Source organism: Enterobacter sp. 168J2 (genome assembly GCF_034107265.1).
Taxonomy (GTDB): Bacteria; Pseudomonadota; Gammaproteobacteria; order Enterobacterales; family Enterobacteriaceae; genus Enterobacter; species Enterobacter nematophilus.
In genome coordinates, this window is the sequence record NZ_JAWNEB010000001.1 from 54,719 (window position 1) to 78,490 (window position 23,772).

A 23,772-nucleotide genomic window follows, 5' to 3' on the forward strand; every position below is an offset into this window, starting at 1 on the left:
CTATCCTTTAAGGGGTTCCCTTAAGAGGACAACATCGTGACGCTCGATCCTGAAACAGACTTAAAACTGGAGCGCGTGGTGGATGCACCGCGCGACCTGCTGTGGCTCTGCTGGACCACGCCCGAGCACATCAAAAACTTCTTCATTCCTGCTCCCCATAAGGTGACCGAGTGCGACCTCGACCTGCGCGTGGGCGGGCGGTTCAACACCGTGTTTGAGGTGGACGGGCAGCGGATGGATAACCGGGGCGTGTTTCTTGAAATCGACCCGGGGAACAAGCTCGTCTTTACCGACGGCTATACCGAGGGCTGGAAGCCGGCTGAAAAGCCGTTTATGACGGCGATCCTGCTGCTGGAGGATGTGGGCGAGGGCAAAACCCGCTACACGGCGATTGCGCGCCACCCGACGAAGGAAATTCGCGAGCAGCACGAGCAGATGGGCTTCCACGAAGGGTGGGGGATTGTGCTGGATCAGCTGGTGGGGTATGTGAAGGGGCTTAACGCGTAGCGCGCGCTGGTGCCCTCACCCCAGCCCTCTCCCACAGGGAGAGGGAGAAAAGATTATGCGAGGCGCGGATAGGCATCCGCGATCGCATCGCCCGTAAACTGAGCAACCCAGCCTTCCGGATTGTCGAAAATACGAATGGCCGTAAAGTTCGGCTCTGAGCCCATATCAAACCAGTGGGGCGTGCCTGCGGGCACGGAGATCAGGTCGTTTTTCTCGCAAAGAACCTGATAGACTTCATCGCCAATGTGCAGGCAGAACAATCCCGCGCCTTCCACGAAAAAGCGCACTTCGTCTTCGCCGTGGGTGTGTTCGTTCAGGAACTTCGCGCGCAGCGCCGCTTTCTGCGGGTTGTCGGCGCGCAGGCTGATTACGTCCCAGCTCTGATAGCCTTTCTCCGCCACCAGCTTGTCGATCGCATGTTGATACGCTGCGATCACGGCTTCGGGCGCAGGATCCTGCCCCAAATCGCGGTCCGCGTCCCAGCGTTCAAAACGTACGCCTTTAGCGTTCAGCTGTTGAGCAATTTCGGCGGCGTCGGTGCTGTGCCACTGGTGCTGGCTGGCGTCTTTATCGGAATAAATGGTTAATGCGCTCATGAAGGGATCTGCTCCGGATTAATCTCGTCAAACTGGTGGACCTGATGGTGATGGCTTGCGCCGTCATCATCGCCGCGAATCAGCTGCAGGGTGCGAAAGCCTGCCCGTTCAGCCGCGTCCAGCTCCTGATGAATATCGGACAGGAACAGGATCTGCGACGGGGCGATGCCCGTTTGCGCCGCAATGTTCTGATAAGACTGCACCTCGCGCTTGGCGCCGATGCGGGTATCAAAATAGCCGCTGAACAGATGAGTAATATCACCTTCGTCGCTGTAGCCAAATAACAGTTTCTGCGCGGCGACGGAGCCAGAGGAATATACATAGAGATCAATCCCCTGCGCTTTCCACTTTTCCAGCGCAGGCAGCACGTCCGGGTAGAGGTGGCCGGTAAAGTCGCCGTTCACGTAGCCGTCGTGCCAGACGATCCCCTGCAGTGCTTTCAGCGCGGTGGATTTGCGGTCTTCATCCATAAAGGCAAACAGGGTGTCGATAAGCTCGCTCACGCTGGCCTGCGGGCTACCGATTTCCTCGCGCAGATTGTCCAGAATGGATTTCACCGGCTCGGCGTACTGCTGGGCGCTCACGAAGGCCGCCAGCCGCTCACGCGCGTAGGGAAACAAAACATCATGGACAAAACGAATATCGCTGGTGGTCCCTTCAATATCCGTCACAATCGCGCGAATCATACTCTCTCCAGTTGTCGTAAACGCATTTCGCATTCAAATAAGAACTCTAATCCTTCCAGATGACGGCGGGCTTCGGCCACGTCGCGTCCCCAGCAGGTTAAGCCATGGCCGCGCAGAAGAAAACCATAATTAAGCGGGCGTTCCTGCGCGTAATGGGCGATTCGTGAGGCGAGGGCGTTGATGTCCTGGTCGTTATCAAATACCGGGATGGCGACCGTATCCAGATGGGTAGTCTGCCCGGCAAGCGATTTTTGCATCTCGAAACCGCTGATATTCAGCTCGGCTTCTTTGACCAGACGCGACAGCACCGTGGCGTTAACGGTATGAACGTGCAGGACGGCGTTGGCTTCCGGGAACAGGCGATAGATAAGGGTGTGCAGCCCGGTCTCCGCCGACGGTTTTCGACCGGACGGCGCGCGGCTGGTGGCGATCTCAACCTGAAGAAAATCCTCCGTCGTCAGGCTGCCTTTGTCTTTGCCGGATTCGCTAAGCCAGCACAGATGTTCGTCCTGACGTACCGACATGTTGCCGCCGGTGGCGGGTGCCCAGCCTTTGGCGCCGATCCAGCGGCAGGCGTCGACCAGTTGCGTGAGTTGCAGGTTGTCTGTCATTTCCTTTTACCCTCTCGGCCAGGAATATTTATAGCATATAGACGTCTAAGCGTCTTGATTGCCAAAGACTAACATCGTGTTATAGTGGCAGCAACATAAGTATTACAAGCAGGCACAACAAAATGAGCAATAACGCATTGATCCCGCAGAGTAAACTTCCCGGTCTCGGTACCACCATCTTTACGCAGATGAGCGCCCTGGCGCAGCAGCACAACGCCATTAACCTTTCGCAAGGGTTCCCGGATTTTGACGGGCCTGGCTATTTGCAGGAGCGCCTGGCGTACCACGTTGCGCAGGGGGCGAACCAGTATGCGCCGATGACCGGCGTGCAGGCGCTGCGGGAGGCCATTGCGGATAAAACGGCGGAGCTGTACGGCTATAGGCCCGATGCGAACAGCGACATTACGGTGACGGCAGGGGCGACCGAAGCGCTGTATGCGGCCATTACCGCGCTGGTGCGTGCGGGCGATGAGGTCATCTGCTTTGACCCGAGCTACGACAGCTACGCGCCAGCGGTTGAGCTCTCCGGCGGCGTGGTGAAACGCGTGGCGCTTCAGCCGCCGCATTTCCGCCCTGACTGGCAGGCGTTCACGGCGCTGCTGAGTGACAAAACCCGTCTGGTTATTCTCAATACGCCGCACAACCCGTCGGCGACGGTGTGGCAAAAGGCCGATTTTGCCGCGCTGTGGCAGGCGATTGCGGAGCGTGAAGTTTATGTCCTGAGCGACGAGGTGTATGAGCACATCTGTTTCGCGAAAGAAGGGCACGCCAGCGTGCTGGCCCATCCGCAGCTTCGCGAGCGGGCTATTGCCGTGTCGTCATTCGGTAAAACCTACCATATGACCGGCTGGAAGGTGGGGTACTGCGTGGCCCCCGCCGCCATCAGCGCCGAGCTGCGTAAGGTGCACCAGTACCTGACGTTTGCCGTGAATACCCCGGCTCAGCTGGCGCTGGCGGATATGCTGCGCGCTGAACCCGAGCACTATCGCGACCTGCCGGATTTTTACCGTGCGCGCAGGGATCTGTTTGTGACGGCGCTGGGCCAAAGCCGCCTGGAAATTTTGCCGTCTGAAGGAACCTACTTCCTACTGGCGGATTACAGCGCCATTTCCGATCTGGATGATGTCAGTTTCTGCCAGTGGCTGACGAAAGAGGTTGGCGTGGCCGCCATTCCGCTGTCGGTGTTCTGCGCCGATCCCTTCCCGCATAAGCTGATCCGCCTCTGCTTTGCGAAGCAGGAATCGACGCTGCTGGCCGCGGCGGAGCGTCTGAACACGCTCTGATTATTTTACCGTCCAGGCTTCAGAGTAACGGCGGTCTGCAAACAGCTCCAGCAGGCCGTTGATTTGTTTGAGACGCAGCACCTCATCGCTGTCCATCCCGAGCTCTTCGCCAATTCTCTCATTGCTCCAGCCAAGCTGGGCAAGTTCCCGAACGATTTCGGACATGGCGTTGATTTGATGTCGCCCGCGCGCCCGGTTGTGCCGAATGGTGGCGGCCATGCGGTCATGTTTATTCTGCCGGTCCTGGCGCAGGCAGGTGACGGGCAGGTAACCTCTGAGCTTACGCTTCAACGCAGCCCGACTTGTGCCAATTTCATGACGATGAAATCCATCCACAATTTCGTAATGTTGCGGTTCGCTTTCGGTCACAACAATAGGCTGGGTGAATCCATCAAGCTCCAGCGACTTGCTGAGCAGCCGTTTTTCAGGCGGAGCCACATTATTGGGATTGTAATCGTTGGCGGTAATGGCGTCCTGTTTGATCCACAGTACGCAGTCGATGGGCTGATCGTAAAACGGGCTATTTTTGTGCAGCGCCAGGCGAAAGGCATTAATGGCGTTAATTCTGTCCTCTTCGTGAAGAGACTGAAGATATGTTTCGATGTCGTTGATTATTCTTTGTCGCATAAAATGCCCCACTCCTTGCGTTTAGCCTTCACTCTGTCGCTGTAGCGTTGATAATGTTTGGGTTTGTTTGGGCTGAATGACAGTGCTCTGCACCAGTAGTCGTTATTCAGTAAAACCTTACAAATACGGCGCCATGAGGGAATGTCTTTGGCACCGATATCGCCTTCCTGGGTATCGGGAATATCCTCCATGCCTCTCTTTTGATACCAGTGCAGATAAACGGCGATTTTATTGCGGTAATGTTCGGCCGTATTTTGCGGCATGCTGTCGAGCAGCAGCATGGCGTATTCACGCCAGCAAAGGTGTTCGGGCTTCAAGATTTTCCTGTGACCATAGAAATGATTATCGTGACCAGCATAAATTCCCCCGCTGCGCACGCCGCTTACGCGTTCACACATATTCGCCCAGCGTTCAGGCTCCACAACGTGGTAGAGCCATAACCCCTGACGCTGTTCCGGGCCAAAGGGCTCGCAGATGCGCATGTAGCGGGGCGGCACGCCAGCCTGAAACATCAGGTCATACAGGGCGTTATAGCAACACCCCGATTTGGCGAACCAGGTCCAGATATCGGCGGTTTTCCAGTCGTAGAGAGGATAGATATACCAGGCATGTCCCCCCGGCGCGACGGTTGTCCAGGGCTTGTCGTCGGCAAAACGCTGCTTCCGCGCTGAAGCGATAGCCAGAAAGCGGTTGTAAGATTCATCGGCACGAATACCAATCAGCACGGCCGCCGGGCGATTGCGTGAATACCAGTCGGAGAAACTGCGAACAAAGATTTCAAACGTCATGCCTGGCTGGTAGAAAGGAAAAAAGGCGGGATCGGTAACTGCATCTTCTGGAGGCTGGCGAACCCACCGGGCGCCCGGTTCCCAGCATTGCCATTCCGGCTGAAATTGCGACAGGGAATTTTGCGTCGTCAGGGGGAGGGCCACCCACCAGAAATGGTCAATGACGTCGCTGTATAATTCGCGCATATGTTCAACGTGGGCGATGGTATAAGAAAATTGCGCTTCCCAGTCGATAAACAGCACATCTATTTTTGTTTTCATCTGTCTCGCCCGAAGGGCAACCAGATGCAGCATGACGGTGGAGTCTTTACCGCCAGAAAAAGAGACGCAGGTTCTGGGTAAATTCTCGAGAGTCCATTTTATTCGTTCCTGAGTCGCGCTAAGAACATCCTGGTGCAGAGGGTACTTATAAATTGACATGCGCATTCTCATCCTGAGTAATTAATGCCGGGCTTAAGTGTCAATACTAAGGTGAGAATTATATCAGTCAATTAATAAATAAATGTATAAAGTTAATACCGATTGTTTCTATAACGAGGGTGTATGTTTCAGTAATATCGTGGCCCGGCATTCTCTGCGAGAACCACGATTGTTTTTTTATGGGAGCGTTATTTCTTCAATGAAGCTCGCAAACGCTGAGCTATTCAGTGCGGAACGATTATACATCATGTAAATATCAATGCTGGGGAATTGAATATCTGTTTCCACTTTACGCAGGTTGAGCGCCTGGCCATATTGCTCAAAGGCCGGGGTTGGCGCTAATCCGATGAGGTCCGATGAACTGATCATCGACAACAGAGAAATAAAGGAATCACTACGATAGACGACGTTTCTTTCGGTTAAAATGTTTTCGGCTTTTTCCTGATAGTCTTTGACGCTGTTCTCATCGCTAAGGTAGGCGGTAAAATTTTCATTAAGGATCTCTTCACGAGTCGGATTTTCGCTCATACGGGGATGGCCCTCACGACACACCAGGACAAAGGGAAGCTTGTAATACAGCGTGCTGGCGACAGAGCGGCTGCTCGAGGAGGCAAACGAAAATATCAGGTCAGCCTTACGGTAGGCTAAGAGATCTTCTGCGGAATTGGGTGCAAGAAAAACATCATGTAATTCAATCGAATAATTATACTTATCCATCAGCAGTTTCATAGGGGCAAGCATCGTTTTGGTACTCATAAACTGCGGGCAGTAAATGATAAAGTTCTTCTTCAGCCCGCTGCTGTGCATGATGTTGATGGTCTGCTCGAGCTGATTCAGGTTTTGTTCAAGATGATGATGCAGATTGACGCCAACCGTAGTCGGCGTAATCCCCTTACCTGAACGAATAAACAACGGGTCGTTGAGCTGCCCGCGCAAACGCTGCAGTGACTGGCTTACCGCGGAAGGTGTAATATAGAGCGTCTCGGCCGCTTTACTGATACTCAGATGTTGATAAATGCACTCAAAAATGACGAGCAGGTTGAGGTCGAATTTCTTGAGGTCGTAGAGATTTGCCATGTTTCGTCCTGATGATGTCGTGTTTGCTGTGGTTATCACATCACTGATAACTATAGTTTGAAGCTAACCATTTACAATCCTTTCGGTTAACTCTCTTAATTTTAAATTAAACTCACCTTAATATATCACGACGTCAGATTATTAAAATAGCGCTTCAAAGATGATTAAGATAATTTTATCTTAAAGAAGGGATAAAACGCTTAAATGACAATTGTCATTTATATATTGAGGTATTTTTATCATAAAAATAAATTTATAACGCCTCGAAATGATGTTCGATACTGCCTATCACAGCCATAGGCAGAAATGCCTCTGTTATGGATTGCTCAATCTCTACACGGGTGGTGTAATCAAACCGCTGTTACCGCCTTGATATTAAGGGTTGTAGAGCGCAACGCAACGCCAGCTTCGGCTGGCACTGAATGTACCTGCGGGGAATTCAGGTATCAGGGCCGCCCGTTGAGGCGGCCTTTTTACTTTTGGCGTTTCCTTTAAAAGGTTCACCTTACTGTCTTGTTGATGTTGTTAGGTTTGGCTGATTGATTTGATAAAGCATACGCATTAGCCCCGATGAAGAAAGTTGGTTACCTTACATCTCAACGAAAACACGGAGGAAGTACAGATGTCTTTGATTAATACCAAAATTAAACCTTTCAAAAACCAGGCGTTCAAAAACGGTGAATTCATTGAAGTCACCGAGAAAGATACCGAAGGCCGCTGGAGCGTGTTCTTCTTCTATCCTGCTGACTTCACCTTTGTTTGCCCGACCGAACTGGGTGACGTGGCAGACCACTACGAAGAACTGCAGAAGCTGGGCGTAGACGTTTACTCTGTCTCTACCGATACCCACTTCACCCACAAAGCGTGGCACAGCAGCTCTGAAACCATCGCGAAAATTAAATACGCGATGATCGGCGACCCGACTGGCGCCCTGACCCGTAACTTCGACAACATGCGTGAAGATGAAGGCCTGGCCGACCGTGCAACCTTCGTGGTTGACCCGCAGGGCATTATCCAGGCTATCGAAGTTACCGCTGAAGGTATCGGCCGTGATGCTTCTGACCTGCTGCGTAAAGTGAAAGCGGCTCAGTACGTGGCTTCTCACCCAGGTGAAGTGTGCCCGGCGAAATGGAAAGAAGGTGAAGCGACCCTGGCTCCATCTTTAGATCTGGTCGGTAAGATTTAAGTCTGTAAAGCCTGGCGGCGCTGCGCTTGCACAGGCCTACAGTATCGTAGGCCGGGTAAACGAAGTGCCACCCGGCAATCAATGGGCGCCCCCCGCGCCCATTTCATTCCAGCACCATGATGCAAGTTGCATTCAGGCCGCCCCTATAAGGCAGCTTGCATGATGACGTCTTAAGAGAGGGAAGAACCATGCTCGACACTACGATGAAAACCCAGCTCAAGGCCTACCTTGAGAAACTGACCAAACCCGTTGAGCTGATTGCCACGCTGGACGACAGCGCAAAATCGGCAGAGATCAAGGAACTGCTGGCAGAGATTGCTGAACTGTCACCGAAGGTGACTTTCAAAGAAGACAATACGCTTGCCGTCCGTAAGCCTTCTTTCCTGATCGCCAACCCAGGCTCTGACCAGGGGCCGCGCTTTGCCGGCTCTCCGCTGGGTCATGAATTTACCTCGCTGGTGCTGGCGCTGCTGTGGACCGGCGGTCATCCGTCTAAAGAAGCGCAGGCGCTGCTGGAGCAGATCCGCGATATCGACGGTGATTTTGAGTTTGAAACCTATTACTCGCTCTCCTGCCACAACTGCCCGGACGTGGTGCAGGCGCTGAACCTGATGTCGGTTCTGAACCCGCGCATTAAGCACACGGCGATTGACGGCGGTACGTTCCAGAACGAAATCACCGAGCGCAACGTAATGGGCGTTCCGGCGGTGTATCTGAATGGTCAGGAATTCGGCCAGGGCCGCATGACGCTGACCGAAATCGTTGCCAAAGTAGATACCGGCGCAGAAAAACGCGCGGCGGAAGAACTGAACCAGCGCGATGCATACGACGTGCTGATTGTTGGCTCCGGCCCAGCGGGTGCGGCGGCAGCGGTTTACTCCGCACGTAAAGGGATCCGTACCGGCCTGATGGGCGAACGCTTCGGCGGCCAGGTGCTGGATACAGTGGACATCGAAAACTATATTTCCGTGCCGAAAACCGAAGGCCAGAAGCTGGCGGGCGCGCTGAAGGCACACGTCAGCGACTACGAAGTGGACGTGATCGACAGCCAGAGCGCCAGCAAGCTGGTTCCGGCGGCGGTGGAAGGGGGGTTACATCAGATTGAAACCGCTTCTGGCGCGGTGCTGAAAGCGCGCAGCGTGATCGTTGCCACCGGTGCGAAATGGCGCAACATGAACGTGCCGGGCGAAGATCAGTACCGCACCAAAGGGGTGACCTACTGCCCGCACTGCGACGGCCCGCTGTTTAAAGGCAAACGCGTGGCGGTGATCGGCGGCGGTAACTCCGGCGTGGAAGCGGCTATCGATCTGGCAGGAATTGTTGAGCACGTGACGCTGCTGGAGTTCGCGCCAGAGATGAAGGCTGACCAGGTTCTGCAGGATAAAGTTCGCAGCCTGAAAAACGTCGATATCGTGCTGAACGCGCAGACCACGGAAGTGAAGGGCGACGGCAGCAAAGTGACCGGCCTGGAGTACCGTGACCGCGTAAGCGGCGACGTTCATAGCGTTCAGCTTTCGGGGATCTTCGTACAAATTGGCCTGCTGCCGAACACCACCTGGCTGGAAGGCGCGATTGAGCGCAACCGCATGGGCGAGATCATTATTGATGCTAAATGCGAAACCAGCGTGAAGGGCGTGTTTGCCGCGGGCGACTGCACCACCGTGCCGTACAAGCAGATCATCATCGCCACTGGCGAAGGTGCAAAAGCGTCCCTGAGCGCGTTTGATTATCTGATCCGCACCAAAACCGCATAATAAAAGAAAGTAAGACGATACCTGCACTAGCCACCTCTTTATGAGGTGGCTTTTTTTTAGATTTTTTTACCCTCAATTATCCTCGTTATTGACCACTTCATGCGTTAATTACCTGCTTCGATCAAAGAAATTAATGAGCCTGCTGATAATATCTCGTCGTTTTTTGTGTCGATAAATATTTATATTTAACATGAATGATAAAGATATATTCACCTCTTCAATATATGAGGCGTTAACCCCATTTGAAATAAAGGGGTTGACGTTTCGTGATTTTTTTAACGCGGCAAACATGACATCGCGATGCGCCTCGTTACACCTTTTATTCCCGGAAAGTGAAGCCTGGCAGCAGGATGAGGCGTTAGAGGTTGAGTATGACTTCAACGCCCTGTTTGTCGGCCCTGCGACGCTGCTGGCGCCGCCTTATGCCTCGGTTTACCTTGACGAGGAGCCGCTGCTGATGGGGGCCACAACGCTGAGCGTGCGCGAATTCCTGCAAAGCATTGGGCTGTTCGTGACGGAGGAGAATAGCGTTCCCGACGATCACATCAGCTATGAAATAGAGCTGGCGGTGATGCTCTCCGTGCATGCCAGACATTCGCCGCAATATCATGATGCACTCACCCGCTTTGTGCGCGGCCATCTCGAATTATGGCTCCCTGCGTTTATCGCAAAAATAAATGATTGTGCAAAAACATCTGCAATGAAATGTCTCGCGTCGCAGCTGACTAATTGGTTTGATGAATTAAAAACGAGAGTAATATTATGAGTATTAATAAAGGGCAGCTAAACCGGCGCTCCTTTTTAAAAGGACTGATTGCGCTGGGTACCGTCGCCGCATTACCCGGCGGACTATTATCCTCCCGATGTGCCCTGGCACAGCCCCCCATTCCGTTTAACCCGAAAACCTACAAAATTTTCCGTAACGCTTGCCCGCGTAACTGCTACGACACCTGCAGCTTAAAAACCTGGGTCAAAGATGACGTAATCACCTTCGTCGACGGGGCAAGCGAGTCCACGTTTACCCACGGCGCGCCGTGTGTGAAGGGGCTGACCTACCCGCGCCGGGTCTACTCCCCGGACCGCATTAAATATCCGATGATTCAGGACGGGCGCGGCAGCGGTAAATGGCGTCGCATCTCATGGGATGAGGCCATGCAGCGCATTGCCAGCAAGATGCTGGAGATTAAAAAGAAAGACGGATCTATGCTCGGCCTGGCGCTGTCGAAATACTCCGGCAACCTCGGCGTAATGAGCTATGCCGTGGAGGGGATGATGTCTTCTCTCGGTTACACCACGCGCTTTGCCGGTACGCCATGCTGGCCGGCAGGGATCGATGCCCAGCACTACGATATGGGCGACATGTGGTGTAACGACCCGGAAGATCTGGTGAAAGCCAAATACATCATTATCTGGGGCGCAAACCCGGCGTGGTGCTCCATGCACACCATGAAGTACATCTATCAGGCGCGTGAGAAAGGGGCGAAAGTGGTGGTCATCGATCCGCTGTTCTCGCAAACCGCCGCGAAAGCCGATCTGTACCTGCGCGTGCGCCCGGGATCGGACGGCGCATTGGCGCTGGGAATGGCGCGCCACCTGCTGGATATCGGCCGCGTCGACCAGGAGTTTGTGAACAACTTTGCGCACGGCTTCCCGGAATTCGAGCAGTATCTGCGCAGCAACATCACCGTTGAGTGGGCGTCTGAAATCTGTGGCCTGTCGGCAGACGTAATTCGCCAGCTGGCGGAAGAGTTTACCGCGGTAAACCCTGCCACCGTCTGGATCGGCTACGGGATGCAGCGCCACGTCAACGGCGGGGCGAACGTGCGCGCCATCGACGCTTTTGTTGCCATGACCGGCAACATCGGTGTGGAAGGCGGCGGTGCCCGCTACGGCCACCTGCAGACCTGGGGCTATAACTATCATGCGATGACGCAGAAGCCACCGGCCGGATCTGTTGGCATGGTGGGCGAAAGCGGCCCGGTAGGGGAGTTCGTCAGCGACAGCGGCGAAAAGAGCCACTATTCCGACCGCGCGCTGAACCTGAACCAGACCGCGCAGAGCATTCTTGATGCCAACGATCCGCCCATTCGCATGCTGTGGGTGGCATGCAAGAACCCGTTTGCCCAGGACTTTGACCGCAACAAAATGGAAAAAGCCTTCAGCAAGCTGGAGATGGTGGTCTGCGTCGATCAGTTCTTTAACGAGACGGTGCAGCATGCCGATATCGTGCTGCCGGTGACCACCACCTTTGAGCACTGGAACCTGTCGTCTTCTTACTGGCACTACTGGCTTTCGGTGAATGAACCGGCCATTAAACCGATGTACGAATGCAAGAGCGATCTGGATATTGCCGTGCTGCTCTCGCGCACCATCAATAAAATGGAGCCGGGCTCCTGTACCTTCCCGCAGGACATTGACCAGAAAAAATGGCTCGACCTGGAGTTCAATGAGGGCATGGCGAAGCAGTTTGGCATCCGCTCATGGGACGATCTGCTGGACGGGCCGGTGAAAGCCAAAATGGTCAGCTCTGCCGCCTGGCACGACCGCAAGTTTAAAACGCCATCGGGCAAGTATGAGTTCCTCTCCGAGCTGTGTGAAAAGAACGGCCATAAAGCGCTGCCGGAGTATATGCCGGCCGCGGAGGGCAAGCTGCCGTTCCATCTCTTCACCCCGCATTTGCAGTACGGCCTTCACTCGCAGTTCGTCAACCTCGACTGGATGCAGGTCTTCTGGCCGGAGCCGTTTGTCTATATCCACCCAGCCGCCGCGCAGAAGAAGGGCATTCGCGAGCTGGCGAAAGTCCGCGTGTTTAACGACGTGGGCGAAGTGGAGCTGCGGGCGAAGATCACCACCAACGTGCCGGAAGATTTCCTGGTGATGTATGAGTCCTGGTTTAACAAGCTTAAGTACAACGTGCAGAACGTCGTGAAAGATACGCCAGCCGATATGGGCAAGATGGCAACCGGCGCGCCTGGCGCGGCGATCCACAGCCAGTTTGTCGACATTGCCCTTATCGCGAATGAAGGAGCAGACGCATGAGACGCGCATTTTTAGTGAACAGTGATAAATGTATTGGCTGCCGCGGATGCGCCATGGCCTGCAAGAGCTTTAACCAGCTTGAGCCGGATCGCTTCTGGCGCTATGTCTATCCTCTGGATAAAGAAATTTATCCGCATGAGGAGCGCGCGTTTTTCTCGCTGGCCTGTAACCACTGTGAAAACCCGGCCTGTCTGGCGGCGTGCCCGGTGGAAGCCTACACCAAACGCGATGACGGCGTGGTGGTGCATAACCCTGAGCGCTGCATCGGCTGTAAAAACTGCATCCGCAACTGCCCGTACGGCGCGCCGCGCTTCAACGAAGAGACGCAAAAGGCTGAGAAGTGCAGCATGTGCTATGAACGTCTGGATATCGGTATGGCCCCGGCCTGCGTTAACGCCTGTCCGGTCGGCGCGCTGACGATTATCGATCTGGATGCCGACCCGCTGCCGAACAATGCCGTGCAGTATCCGCCGGGCTTCCCGAAGATGCCTCAGCTTAATCCGGGTACGCGCTTCATTCTGGCCCGTCAGCCAAAACAGCCGGGGGATAAATAATGGAAAAGTATGAAATACCGCTCGTTATCTTTACCGTGCTGAGCCAGATGTCCGTTGGGATGACGCTGCTCCTGACCTGGCGCACGCTGCGTGGTGAAGTGCATGGCACCCGCCTTCACTGGCTGATTACCGGGCTGATTCTGGGCGTGGCCTCCGTCGCCGCGGTGCTGCATCTGGCGCACCCGGAACATGCTTACAACGCGTTGATTAACCTGAAACATGCCTGGCTGAGCCGCGAAATTCTGGGCGCGACCCTCTACGGCGCCATGATTGGGCTGGCCTTCCTGAGTAAGGGAAACAAAGGCGCGGCGCTGCTGGCGTCCCTGTTCGGGATCCTGCTGGTGGTGGTGCAGGGGATGACCTACGCGGCACCGGCGATGCAGGCTATTGCCAACGGCATCACCATGATGCTGTTCTTTGCGACGGTCTGGGTGATGGGCTGTGCCGCAACGCCGCTGCTCGGGCTGAAAGCATCAAACGCCGCGCTGCGCCAGGGAATTATTGCCCTGATGGCGCTGCTGATTGCCGCGCCGGTGATGTGGCTCAGCGGCGGCACCATCATGAAAATGACCGCTCACGCCTGGTTAAGCTCGCCGCTCTATCTGGGCAGCCTGCTGTGCTGCATTGTGGGTGGCGCGTTGTCGCTGAAGCGCCAGCCGATGCAGAAAGCGGTGTTTGCGCTCCTGCTGGTGGGCGTGGTGCTCAGCCGCCTGACCTTCTTCGGCGATACCGTCAGCACCATCGTCAATATTGGTCACCTGTACTGATAAACAAAACCCCGCGAAAGCGGGGTTTTTTGTGGGTATTTACCGGACTACCATCACCGGAATATGGGTGTGGCGGATCACGCTGGAGGCGTTCGACCCCAGCAGGTGAGTGGTAATGGAAGGATTACGTGAACCGATCACCACCACGTCTGCATTCAGCTCCGCTGCCAGTTCATTGACGGCGTCGCGTACGCTGCCGAACCGGACGTGGGTTTTGATGCGGGAAGGGTCGATGCTGAAATGCCCGACCATGGTCTGCAGTCGCGTTTCGGCTTCGTGCTGTAAATGCTCCTCAAAGCGGCGCACGTCGGCGGCAAAGCGGTGCAGGCTCAGGCTGGCAGAGCCCGGTAAGACGTGTAAAAGATGAATAATTCCATCCTGCTGCGCGAGAAATTCCGCGTGGCGCACAGCTTTGTCGCTCAGTTCCATTTCGAAAACATCAACCGGCATAATGATTGTCTTATACATAACCGTTTCTCCTTGTTTATAAACGCTGGATACATTCAACCACAAAATATGCATGGTTTCTGTAAGCGCTTCGGCACTTCTCCTCTCTTGCCAGGATAAATCTCAAAAGACGCGTATTTCCCGGCAGACTTTCAGGGGTAGCTACCCTTTATAAACTTACCTGAAACCTTTCGGAGGTTGCATGAAAGCACTCACGTACCACGGTCCGCACCATGTTCGCGTTGAGAATGTCCCCGATCCCATCATTGAACAGCCCGACGATATCATCCTCCGCGTCACGGCCACGGCGATTTGCGGCTCCGACCTGCATCTCTATCGTGGGAAGATCCCAAAGGTGCAGCACGGCGACATTTTTGGACATGAATTTATGGGCGAGATCGTCGAGTGCGGTCGGGAGGTGAAGGATCTGCAAAAAGGCGATCGCGTGGTGATCCCCTTTGTCATCGCCTGCGGTGACTGCTTCTTTTGCCGTCTGCAGCAGTACGCGGCCTGTGAGAATACCAATGCCGGGCAGGGCGCTGCGCTGAACAAAAAGCAAATTCCCGCGCCGGCAGCCCTGTTTGGCTATAGCCATCTCTACGGCGGCGTGCCGGGAGGGCAGGCGGAATACGTGCGCGTGCCGAAAGGCAACGTCGGGCCGTTTAAGGTGCCGCAGCTGCTATCCGACGATAAGGCCCTGTTCCTGTCTGATATTTTGCCCACCGCCTGGCAGGCGGCAAAAAATGCGCAGATTGAAAAAGGCTCCAGCGTCGCCGTTTTCGGTGCCGGCCCGGTGGGGCTATTGACCATAGCCTGCGCACGGCTGTTAGGGGCTGAGCAGATCTTTGTTATCGACCATCACCCCTACCGGCTGCGGTTTGCCGAGGCGCGCTACGGTGCTATCCCCATCAATTTTGATGATGATAACGACGCGGCGGAAAAGATAATCGAGCAAACCGCAGGGCAGCGGGGTGTCGATGCCGTCATTGATGCCGTCGGGTTCGAGGCCAAAGGCAGCACCACGGAGACGATCCTCAGCAACCTTAAAATCGAGGGCAGCAGCGGCAAAGCATTGCGTCAGTGCATTGCTGCCGTACGGCGCGGCGGGGTGGTCAGCGTACCCGGCGTGTATGCCGGGTTTATTCACGGCTTCCTGTTTGGGGATGCCTTCGATAAGGGGCTGACGTTTAAGATGGGCCAGACGCACGTCCACGCCTGGCTGGGCGAACTGTTACCGCTGATCGAAAAAGGGCTGCTGACGCCGGAAGAGATTGTGACGCATTATCTCCCCCTGGCGGATGCGGAACGTGCCTATAAGATTTTCGAAAAACGGGAGGAGGAGTGCCGGAAGGTGATTCTGGTGCCCGGCGCGGAAACGCCTGAGGCCGCTGAGCAAAAAGTGAAGGGCCTGGTGAATGCCTTCCCGGGCGGCGTGGTGTGAGGACACTCGCCGGTGGCGGTCAAGATACAGTACCGCGGTGAAGCACAATCGGGTGAAGATGTTCGGAAAGAGGATGCAGGCGCATCCTCTGTGCAACGCGGGTCGCGTTTGTTCAGAATGACATTAACGCAGGTAATCGCCCGCAGCTTCTGGCTGGTAGAGCAGCTCCAGCACTTCCAGATGGGTGGAGGCACCGCCCGGCAACTCCCAGTGGATGGTATCGCCCGTGCGCAGCCCCAGCAGCGCGGCACCCACAGGAGCAAGAACCGAAAGCTGCGCGCTGCTGTCGGTCATCTGAGCCGGATAAACCAGCGTGCGGGTCAGCTCTTCGCCGGTGGTCAGGTTGCGGAATTTCACCTGGCTGTTCATGGTGACCACGTCATGCGGCATGGACTCTGGCGTGCACATCTGCGCGCGGTCGAGCTCCTCATTCAGGGCGTCGGCCACCGGAAGTGAGGCGAATTCTGCTTTTTCCAGCAGCCTGTCGATACGTTCTGCGTCGAGCTCGTTGATGATGATTGTAGGTCTGGACATTTTTTACTCCATGTCGTTAATGCTGCGTCTAACGCAGAAACCAATCCAAAAGAAAACCCTCGCCGTCTGGCAGCGAGGGTTTAACTCTCCCGATGATACTGGCTGAACGCGCAAGTTTGAAGTGATGAAGGTCACATTCATGTGCCATATGAATTTTCACTGAAATTTATTCAGTCTTTATTCCTGGCGGATTGCGTTACGCTGTGTGTTCTGAACCCGGGCGCTGCGAGAAGCATCACCCTTACCAACGAGAGAGCGCTATGTACTTTTACCAACCGTCTCAGGGGCATGGCCTGCCGCATGACCCGCTGAACGCCATTGTCGGCCCTCGTCCGATTGGCTGGATCTCCTCTTGCGACCAGGCCGGTCAGCTGAACCTTGCGCCGTATAGCTTCTTCAACTGCTTCAACTATCGCCCGCCGATCGTTGGCTTTTCCAGCAACGGCTGGAAGGACAGCGTGCGTAATATTGTTGAAACAAAGGAGTTTGTCTGGAACCTGGCGACGCGCGATCTCGCGGAAGCGATGAATCTAACCTCTGCCACGCTTCCTCACGACCGCGATGAATTCACCTTTTCAGGGTTAACGCCTGCCGCAAGCCGACTGGTGAGTGCTCCCCGCGTGGCGGAAAGCCCGGTCAATTTTGAGTGCCGCCTGTCTCAGTGCATTCAGCTTACCGGCGCCGACGGTACGCCGGTGGATACCTGGCTGGTGCTGGGAGAAGTGGTCGGGATCCATATTGCCGAAACGCTGCTGGAAGAGGGGATATACCAGACGGCGAAAGCGCGGCCCATCCTGCGAGCGGGTGGGCCGACGGCTTACTATGGTATCAGTGACGAACACCGGTTTGACATGGTGCGACCGGTGGTGGGCGATCAGTAACCGGCCTTATCAATAACGAATTGTTTTCCGCAGTTGCCTGGATGCGGCTGCGGAGCAAAGGATGCCGCAGAAAGCGGGGCGTTAATGGTGTCTGCTTTCAGTGAAATCTGCATCTCGGTCAGATACGCCGGATTACCGTTGCAGGTCAGCTTGAAGGCTTTGATATTTTCCTTGCCCCAGGTTTTGGCAACGGCGTTGTCAAAGTCGGTACGGCTGACGGTTTTACCGTAATTTTCCGCAAGGAAATGACCGACGGCGCTGGTTTTCATTTCCTGATTCATTCTCACCATGGTGCCGAAATAGGCATCGGGATCAAAACCAAAGCAGACGCCATGTTTGGCATATTCGTACCGTTCCAGACAGGAGTTTCCGCCCGCGCCCGGCATGACCTCGTTCAGCTTCGCCGCGCCGGAAAGCGACAGCCCGGTTTCGGCTGCTGCGCATTTGCGGCTGGCCTTCACTTCGGGCATGTTCGGGATTGGGCGCGTGGCACAGCCAAATCGCATCCATCGACGTTCATCCACGCCGCGTGCGGCAATGGATTTCGGCAGGCCGGGCCATAGCCCGTGAACGGTCAGAAAATCGGTTTTATTGTCGCGCTCTTTTTGCAGACGACATTCATCCGGCTCATTGCGGTTACGCTCGACCATGCTTTGACAAAAACCCGTTTGCCAGGACAAAGCCAGCACATAGCGATCGAAATCGCCGTACTGCGTGGCCTTGAGAGGTTCGGCCTGTGCTGAGAAGAGACTGAGTGCAAGCGCTACTGCGCCAGACGGGATAACAATATCCTTCCTGAACATGTGATTTCCTGATTGGTTGTGCGCAATTCATTTTTGTGGGTTATTAAAGCACAAAAAGCGCCCGCAGGCGCTTTTTGGCAATCAGGAATTTCACTTAGGCAGCGCCGGGCACCAGCACTTCGGTAGCAATAATGACGATGATCAGCCCAACCAGCACCGGCACTGACGTGCGTTTCACCACTTCAAACGGCGAGATTTTTGCCATCCCGGCAACCGCCACCACCACGCCTGAAACAGGCGAGATGGTACGACCCAGGTTTGAAGCCTGGAGCATGGGAATGGAAAGGTAAGCCGGGTTGATACCGGACGAGTGAGCCAGCTTAGGGATCATCTCAACGAAGGCGTAGAAAGGGGCGTTACCGGAGCCGGTGGTCATCGCCGCCAGCATGGTCAGTACCACCAGGACAAGCATCAGGATAATACTGGCCGAGCCAAACGAGGTGGCGATGGAGATCAGGCTCTGAATAAAGCCGATCGTGCTCAGACCCTGGGCGAAGACACCCGCCGCAACCAACAGCATCACCACGCCAGCAAACGCATCTGCCATACCCCGATACGCGACCTCAAGGCCGGAGAAGACTTTTTGGGTGTTGAAACCGCGCACGAACTCCAGCACAGCGGCTAGCAGCATACAGATAACCAGGATAGTAATGATGTGCAGCTGCGGGCCCCATTTTCCGTCAAAAATCAGTACGCCGATAATCGGCGTGAACGGCAGAATGGCGTAGAACGCCGGCGCGGTGGTGGTGATTTCGCTGACATCCATCATTTCATGGCTGATGTTCTCTTTCTTATCGAGATAGCGCTGCCAGAAGAAATGTGCGATACCCATTCCCACAATGGCGACGATCGAGATCGGCAGCGTGGTCTTAAAGGCGAAGTCGATAAGCGACATTTCGGCTGCTTTCGCCGCCAGCACCACGTCACCTGACGTCGGGGAGAGAATAATGGCCGCCGGGGAGGCGCAGATTGCCGCCGCTGCCCCGCGGCTGATGCCCACGTTTACCATCACCGGGAACAGCGTGGCCATTAGCAGTACGCCAAGCCCGGTTGCCGATGAAACGGCCAGCGACATCAGGCAGGCGAGGAAATAGGCGGCCACCATCAACAGATACGGCGAGTTAATGTACTGCAGGGGCTTCGAGGCAAGCTTCACAACCATGTCGTTCGCGCCGATATGGGTCATATAGGCTGCAAAACCGCACAGCATCATGATCATCATGCCCAGATCGCCACCGCGGCTCATGAGCAGGATTTTAATATATTCAACAATATCCGTGGCGGTGTAGCCCGTACTGGCTGCGCTGGCAGGTAAAACCTGATGCCCCATTAATGCGCTGATAATCAGCAGCGTTAAACCACCGACAAATAAAACGCCTGTGGCTGAGTAGCCTTTAATGATGTAGCGAGCTACACCCACAATGACGACGACCCCAATTAGGAGTTCGAAAAACGTAAGCATGATTTCCCCTGTGTCTTTCAGCCCTGAGATATAAAAAATTAATATAAAAAAGAAGGATGAAAATGTGCCGAATTAATGGCCCGCCCTTGCTGATTAAAATCAATAAACAGACGACTAACGAACAGCATAACAGCGTTTTTGCCATGGCTAAGGCATTTATGTCATAAGGATCTTGACCGGCAAAGACAGCGTAACATGTCTACCTAATGATAACAAAATGTTAAACTTTTGTGTGGTCTGGCCTGATAATCCTGTTGATGGTTAACAGGCAGTAGGCGTACAAGATGTGGGATTATTCGGGATAAGCAGAACGGCGCTTTAAGAATATTCCCGAAAAACGGCCTGATATTTAAGAGTAGCGGTGATGCCGTTAAGGCTTGGTTCAATTACTTTATGGTAAACTTTGCCTCGAATATCAAGAATGGTAATTGCATTGTGATTGTACGTAATACTTTTTTCTCTATTTTATTGTTTATTATTGGTCAGTTAACGTTTTCTACTGTTGCACAGGCAGAGGACAACGCGACGGATAAAGGCTGGTTCTCTACTTTTACGGATAATGTTTCGCAGACCTGGTCAGCGCCTGAACATTACGATCTCTATGTCCCGGCAATAACGTGGCACGCGCGCTTTGCTTACGACAAAGAGAAGACGGATAAATATAACGAGCGTCCCTGGGGGGCGGGTTTTGGTCAGTCGCGCTGGGATGATAAAGGAAACTGGCATGGCATCTATCTGATGGCCTTCAAAGATTCCTTTAACAAGTGGGAACCGATTGGCGGCTACGGCTGGGAAAAAACCTGGCGCCCGCTGGCGGATGAGAACTTCCACGTGGGTCTGGGCTATACCGCCGGGGTGACCGCGCGCGACAACTGGAAGTACATTCCGATCCCTGTATTGCTGCCTCTGGCCTCTGTTGGCTATGGCCCTGCAACGTTCCAGATGACCTACATCCCGGGGACGTATAACAACGGTAACGTTTACTTCGCCTGGATGCGTTTTCAGTTTTAACTGACAAAACGTTACATGTTGGTGAAAAAACGCGCAGCCGTTGATTCATAAGCGATAAAAATCTGTCAGTGAAAATTAACGCGACTTTAGTCACTTTTTGTCAAAGATCCGCTGGACAAAAGGTCCCACAATTGATGTACTGGTAACCGACACAGCATTTGTGTCGTTTTTTAATGTAAAGGTAATTTTGATGTCTAAGATTAAAGGTAACGTTAAGTGGTTTAATGAGTCCAAAGGATTCGGTTTCATTACTCCTGAAGATGGCAGCAAAGACGTGTTCGTACACTTCTCTGCAATCCAGTCTAATGGTTTCAAAACTCTGGCTGAAGGTCAGCGTGTAGAGTTCGAAATCACTAACGGTGCCAAAGGCCCTTCTGCTGCTAACGTAATCGCTCTGTAATTCAGACGCGTCAGCAAGAATTTCAAAACCCGCTCAATGAGCGGGTTTTTTTCGTTATGAATCAGCCAAGCAGGTAAATTTTCAGGAAGCTGGCCACGATCAGTATGCTCAACAACACCATGCCTGCGCTCATCAGACTCTGTTTCATTTGTCACCCTCGTTCAGTATTGCCTTCAGAGTGACAGAGAAAAATTAAGCCAACATTAACGCTCCGGCAGTTAATGCGTGCTTACAGAGGAAAAGAGCCAAAATGCGATCCCCGTCATCGCGAAAGATCCGATCATGTTGATCGCGATATTCACCAGCGCCCAGCCGATACGACCTTCCTGAAAGAGAAAAACCGTTTCCGCGGAAAAGGTTGAAAAGGTGGTCAAACCGCCGCAGAAGCCGGTGGTGATCAAGACTTTCCACATGGGATCGATGTGGGTCATCCGGTTAAACCAGGCCAGCCCCATTCCAATAATAAAAGCACCAATCAGGTTGGCGGCCAGCGTCCCTAATGGAATTGCCTGATGCAGGGGGTTAAACCGCATACTCAGTAACCACCTCGCAACGCTCCCCGTGCCTCCACCAATAAAAACAGCTAAAAGGAGTTGTAACACGCTAAATACCTGCTATTTGATGTGTAAGAGTAGCGAGTTTAACGCTGTTTATAATGAGGGGACAAATATGTATGTTGCGGTAGGGCAGTTTGCGGTCACGCCTGACTGGCGGGTTAACGCTGTTCAGTGCGTTAACCTGATGATACAGGCCCGACAGAAAGGCGCGTCGCTGCTGGTGCTTCCTGAGGCGTTACTGGCAAGGGATGATAACGACCCGGATTTGTCCGTTAAGTCCGCGCAGGCCCTTGACGGGGAATTTTTACAGCAGCTGCTTGCCCAGAGCGTGGGCAGTACGATGACCACCGTCTTAACCGTGCATGTTCCCTCTACCCCGGGTCGCGCAGTGAATACGCTCGTGGCGATCCGTGACGGTGCCATTGTTGCGCGCTATGCCAAGCTTCATCTCTATGATGCGTTCAGCATCCAGGAGTCGCGACGCGTTGATCCGGGAGATGTCGTCCCGCCGCTCATTGATATCGACGGGTTTAAGGTGGGGTTGATGACCTGCTATGACCTTCGTTTCCCGGAGCTGGCGGTGCATCTGGCGCTGCAGGGGGCGGACGTGCTGGTATTGCCTGCCGCATGGGTTAAGGGGCCGCTAAAAGAGCAGCACTGGGCAACGCTGCTTGCGGCACGCGCGCTGGACACGACCTGCTACGTTGTTGCCGCCGGGGAGTGCGGCAATAAAAACATCGGGCAGAGCAGGGTGGTGGATCCTCTGGGAGTGACGATTGCCGCCGCATCGGAAGCGCCGGTTCTGCTAATGGCGGAGATAATTTTAGAAAGAGTTGCGCTTGCGCGTCAGCAATTACCTGTTCTTCGCAACCGTCGCTTTGCGCCACCGCAATTATTGTGATGTTTTTTTCAACAATGCTTGATTCACCTTGTTACAGATTGCTATTGTGTGCACGCGCCAAATGACCGTTAATACGATCGGGTTTTTGGCGCTGAATGCAGCCTGTTTTAAGTAAAGAAGGTATCTATGGGTGAGATTAGTATTACCAAACTGCTGGTGGTTGCCGCACTGGTCGTCCTGCTGTTTGGTACCAAGAAGTTACGCACGCTGGGTGGTGACCTGGGGGCTGCCATCAAAGGCTTCAAGAAAGCGATGAACGACGATGACGCAGCCGCGAAGAAAAGCGCTGACGACATCCCGGCAGAGAAGCTTTCCCACAAAGAGTAACGGCAATGCCTGAGGGCTTGCGAAAAAAACCGGCTCATGAGGCCGGTTTTTTTGCATTACTGTAAATGAATATTACGGCGTTATTTGACTTCTTCGCCCTTCGCCTGCATGTCCGCATGGTAAGAAGAACGAACAAACGGACCGCAAGCCGCATGGGTAAAGCCCATCGCCAGCGCTTCGGCTTTCATCTCGTCAAACTCATCCGGGCTCACGTAGCGCTGTACCGGCAGGTGGTGACGGCTTGGCTGCAGATACTGGCCGAGCGTCAACATGGTCACACCGTGGCGGCGCAGATCGCGCATCACTTCGATGATTTCGTCATTGGTTTCACCCAGACCGACCATCAGACCTGACTTGGTTGGAATATGCGGATGTGCTTCTTTAAAACGCTCCAGCAGCTTCAGAGACCAGTTATAGTCGGCTCCCGGACGCACCTGACGGTAAAGACGCGGAACGTTCTCCAGGTTGTGGTTAAACACATCTGGCGGCGTCGCGGTCAGGATATCCAGCGCGCGGTCCATACGGCCGCGGAAGTCGGGAACCAGCGTCTCGATTTTGATGTTCGGGCTTTTTTCGCGGATAGCAGTAATGCAGTCAGCGAAGTGCTGAGCACCGCCATCACGCAGATCGTCACGGTCAACGGAGGTGATAACCACATAACGCAGCGCCATGTCGGCGATGGTTTGCGCCAGTTTTTGCGGCTCGTTGGCATCGGGGGCCACCGGGCGGCCATGCGCCACGTCGCAGAATGGGCAGCGGCGGGTACAGATAGCACCCAGAATCATAAACGTCGCGGTGCCGTGATTGAAACATTCAGCAAGGTTCGGGCAAGAGGCTTCTTCACAAACAGAGTGAAGGCCATTCTTACGCATCGCCGCTTTGATCCCCTGGATACGCGAAGAGTCTGCCGGAAGTTTGATTTTCATCCATTCCGGTTTTCTTAACAGCGCCTCGCGCTCTGTAGCCACGTTTTTAACCGGGATAAGGGCCATTTTATCGGCATCGCGGTATTTAACACCGCGTTCCATCACAATGGGTTTACTCATAGCGTGCGTGTTCCAGTTGCGAATATCGAAGGAAAGCGTTTCAATTCAAGGGAATGTTGTATTTATC

The 23,772-nt window shown here is 54.2% G+C and carries 26 protein-coding genes; 14 read left to right on the forward strand and 12 right to left on the reverse strand.

Annotated elements, in window-relative coordinates; genetic code table 11:
* Window positions 1-36: 36 nt before the first annotated feature.
* The gene (locus USG84_RS00245; RefSeq protein WP_151413400.1) at window positions 37-507 is read left to right on the forward strand and encodes an SRPBCC family protein; all 471 of its coding nucleotides are present in this window, start codon (window positions 37-39) and stop codon (window positions 505-507) included.
* 53 nt (window positions 508-560) lie between these two features.
* Here USG84_RS00245 and USG84_RS00250 read toward each other — a convergent pair whose 3' ends face one another.
* From USG84_RS00250 to USG84_RS00260, 3 genes are read right to left on the reverse strand one after another with little or no spacing between them, the layout of a single operon-like run.
* Window positions 561-1,103 carry a 1,2-dihydroxy-3-keto-5-methylthiopentene dioxygenase gene (locus USG84_RS00250; RefSeq protein ID WP_253541204.1) on the reverse strand — a complete coding sequence of 181 codons (543 nt, stop codon included), beginning with the start codon at window positions 1,101-1,103 and terminating at the stop codon, window positions 561-563.
* Complete coding sequence (gene mtnC / locus USG84_RS00255) at window positions 1,100-1,789, reverse strand: acireductone synthase (RefSeq protein WP_151413401.1); 690 nt, start codon at window positions 1,787-1,789, stop codon at window positions 1,100-1,102. Before mtnC ends, USG84_RS00250 begins: the two co-directional genes overlap by 4 nt.
* A complete protein-coding gene (locus USG84_RS00260; RefSeq protein WP_151413402.1) occupies window positions 1,786-2,400 on the reverse strand; it encodes a methylthioribulose 1-phosphate dehydratase in 615 nt (204 codons plus the stop codon). The genes mtnC and USG84_RS00260 overlap by 4 nt, the downstream gene beginning before the upstream one ends.
* A gap of 122 nt (window positions 2,401-2,522) precedes the next feature.
* Between USG84_RS00260 and USG84_RS00265 the strand changes: the two genes are divergently transcribed.
* The gene (locus USG84_RS00265; RefSeq protein WP_151413403.1) at window positions 2,523-3,683 is read left to right on the forward strand and encodes a pyridoxal phosphate-dependent aminotransferase; all 1,161 of its coding nucleotides are present in this window, start codon (window positions 2,523-2,525) and stop codon (window positions 3,681-3,683) included.
* Here USG84_RS00265 and USG84_RS00270 read toward each other — a convergent pair whose 3' ends face one another.
* From USG84_RS00270 to citR, 3 genes are all read right to left on the reverse strand, one after another.
* Entirely contained in the window at window positions 3,684-4,310 is a 627-nt protein-coding gene (locus USG84_RS00270; RefSeq protein WP_253541205.1) for an IbrB-like domain-containing protein, read from the reverse strand.
* A complete protein-coding gene (locus tag USG84_RS00275) occupies window positions 4,295-5,518 on the reverse strand; it encodes a phosphoadenosine phosphosulfate reductase (protein WP_253541206.1) in 1,224 nt (407 codons plus the stop codon). The genes USG84_RS00270 and USG84_RS00275 overlap by 16 nt, the downstream gene beginning before the upstream one ends.
* 177 nt (window positions 5,519-5,695) lie before the next feature.
* Window positions 5,696-6,595, reverse strand: coding sequence for a DNA-binding transcriptional repressor CitR (gene citR / locus USG84_RS00280; RefSeq protein ID WP_151413404.1), 900 nt, complete (start codon window positions 6,593-6,595; stop codon window positions 5,696-5,698).
* A 622-nt stretch (window positions 6,596-7,217) separates the two neighbouring features.
* On the opposite strand from citR, the gene ahpC reads away from it, so the two are divergent.
* The 6 genes from ahpC to USG84_RS00310 all read left to right on the forward strand — a co-directional run bounded on the left by ahpC (window position 7,218) and on the right by USG84_RS00310 (window position 13,895).
* Window positions 7,218-7,781: an alkyl hydroperoxide reductase subunit C gene (ahpC, locus tag USG84_RS00285; protein ID WP_014882974.1), complete on the forward strand. Its 564-nt coding sequence runs from the start codon at window positions 7,218-7,220 to the stop codon at window positions 7,779-7,781.
* Between the two features lie 188 nt (window positions 7,782-7,969).
* Entirely contained in the window at window positions 7,970-9,535 is a 1,566-nt protein-coding gene (gene ahpF, locus USG84_RS00290; RefSeq protein ID WP_061098895.1) for an alkyl hydroperoxide reductase subunit F, read from the forward strand.
* A 190-nt stretch (window positions 9,536-9,725) separates the two neighbouring features.
* A complete protein-coding gene (locus tag USG84_RS00295; RefSeq protein ID WP_151413405.1) occupies window positions 9,726-10,301 on the forward strand; it encodes a molecular chaperone in 576 nt (191 codons plus the stop codon).
* A complete protein-coding gene (locus USG84_RS00300; protein ID WP_320738100.1) occupies window positions 10,298-12,574 on the forward strand; it encodes a molybdopterin-dependent oxidoreductase in 2,277 nt (758 codons plus the stop codon). The genes USG84_RS00295 and USG84_RS00300 overlap by 4 nt, the downstream gene beginning before the upstream one ends.
* Window positions 12,571-13,128, forward strand: coding sequence for a 4Fe-4S dicluster domain-containing protein (locus tag USG84_RS00305; protein WP_080327917.1), 558 nt, complete (start codon window positions 12,571-12,573; stop codon window positions 13,126-13,128). Before USG84_RS00300 ends, USG84_RS00305 begins: the two co-directional genes overlap by 4 nt.
* Window positions 13,128-13,895, forward strand: a complete 768-nt coding sequence (locus USG84_RS00310; RefSeq protein WP_151413407.1) for a dimethyl sulfoxide reductase anchor subunit family protein — start codon at window positions 13,128-13,130, stop codon at window positions 13,893-13,895. The genes USG84_RS00305 and USG84_RS00310 overlap by 1 nt, the downstream gene beginning before the upstream one ends.
* A 39-nt stretch (window positions 13,896-13,934) precedes the next feature.
* Here the strand turns inward: USG84_RS00310 and uspG are convergent, their stop codons facing one another.
* Entirely contained in the window at window positions 13,935-14,363 is a 429-nt protein-coding gene (gene uspG / locus USG84_RS00315; RefSeq protein WP_028012323.1) for a universal stress protein UspG, read from the reverse strand.
* A gap of 181 nt (window positions 14,364-14,544) precedes the next feature.
* Between uspG and USG84_RS00320 the strand changes: the two genes are divergently transcribed.
* Window positions 14,545-15,783 (forward strand): zinc-dependent alcohol dehydrogenase, encoded by a 1,239-nt coding sequence (locus USG84_RS00320; protein WP_028012324.1) that lies wholly within the window; start codon window positions 14,545-14,547, stop codon window positions 15,781-15,783.
* 123 nt (window positions 15,784-15,906) lie between these two features.
* On the opposite strand, the gene rnk is transcribed toward USG84_RS00320, so the two are convergent.
* Entirely contained in the window at window positions 15,907-16,317 is a 411-nt protein-coding gene (gene rnk, locus USG84_RS00325) for a nucleoside diphosphate kinase regulator (RefSeq protein ID WP_061098890.1), read from the reverse strand.
* A gap of 260 nt (window positions 16,318-16,577) precedes the next feature.
* Between rnk and USG84_RS00330 the strand changes: the two genes are divergently transcribed.
* A complete protein-coding gene (locus USG84_RS00330) occupies window positions 16,578-17,198 on the forward strand; it encodes a flavin reductase family protein (protein WP_151412726.1) in 621 nt (206 codons plus the stop codon).
* On the opposite strand, the gene rna is transcribed toward USG84_RS00330, so the two are convergent.
* On the reverse strand, window positions 17,192-18,001 hold the full coding sequence (gene rna, locus USG84_RS00335; RefSeq protein WP_151412727.1) for a ribonuclease I: 810 nt from the start codon (window positions 17,999-18,001) through the stop codon (window positions 17,192-17,194). The genes USG84_RS00330 and rna overlap by 7 nt on opposite strands.
* Before the next feature lie 94 nt (window positions 18,002-18,095).
* Window positions 18,096-19,463, reverse strand: coding sequence for an anaerobic C4-dicarboxylate transporter DcuC (gene dcuC / locus USG84_RS00340; RefSeq protein ID WP_061098887.1), 1,368 nt, complete (start codon window positions 19,461-19,463; stop codon window positions 18,096-18,098).
* 393 nt (window positions 19,464-19,856) lie between these two features.
* Here dcuC and pagP point away from each other — a divergent pair, with 393 nt between their 5' ends.
* Window positions 19,857-20,474: a lipid IV(A) palmitoyltransferase PagP gene (gene pagP, locus USG84_RS00345; RefSeq protein ID WP_061098886.1), complete on the forward strand. Its 618-nt coding sequence runs from the start codon at window positions 19,857-19,859 to the stop codon at window positions 20,472-20,474.
* 190 nt (window positions 20,475-20,664) lie between these two features.
* Window positions 20,665-20,874 (forward strand): transcription antiterminator/RNA stability regulator CspE, encoded by a 210-nt coding sequence (cspE, locus tag USG84_RS00350; protein ID WP_002439184.1) that lies wholly within the window; start codon window positions 20,665-20,667, stop codon window positions 20,872-20,874.
* A gap of 218 nt (window positions 20,875-21,092) precedes the next feature.
* Here cspE and crcB read toward each other — a convergent pair whose 3' ends face one another.
* Window positions 21,093-21,476: a fluoride efflux transporter CrcB gene (crcB, locus tag USG84_RS00355; protein ID WP_041910922.1), complete on the reverse strand. Its 384-nt coding sequence runs from the start codon at window positions 21,474-21,476 to the stop codon at window positions 21,093-21,095.
* A 67-nt stretch (window positions 21,477-21,543) separates the two neighbouring features.
* Between crcB and USG84_RS00360 the strand changes: the two genes are divergently transcribed.
* Window positions 21,544-22,332 carry a deaminated glutathione amidase gene (locus USG84_RS00360; RefSeq protein ID WP_320738101.1) on the forward strand — a complete coding sequence of 263 codons (789 nt, stop codon included), beginning with the start codon at window positions 21,544-21,546 and terminating at the stop codon, window positions 22,330-22,332.
* 126 nt (window positions 22,333-22,458) lie between these two features.
* Window positions 22,459-22,659, forward strand: a complete 201-nt coding sequence (tatE, locus tag USG84_RS00365) for a twin-arginine translocase subunit TatE (protein ID WP_028012332.1) — start codon at window positions 22,459-22,461, stop codon at window positions 22,657-22,659.
* 80 nt (window positions 22,660-22,739) lie between these two features.
* Here the strand turns inward: tatE and lipA are convergent, their stop codons facing one another.
* Window positions 22,740-23,705 carry a lipoyl synthase gene (gene lipA / locus USG84_RS00370; protein WP_008501032.1) on the reverse strand — a complete coding sequence of 322 codons (966 nt, stop codon included), beginning with the start codon at window positions 23,703-23,705 and terminating at the stop codon, window positions 22,740-22,742.
* Window positions 23,706-23,772 lie beyond the last annotated feature (67 nt).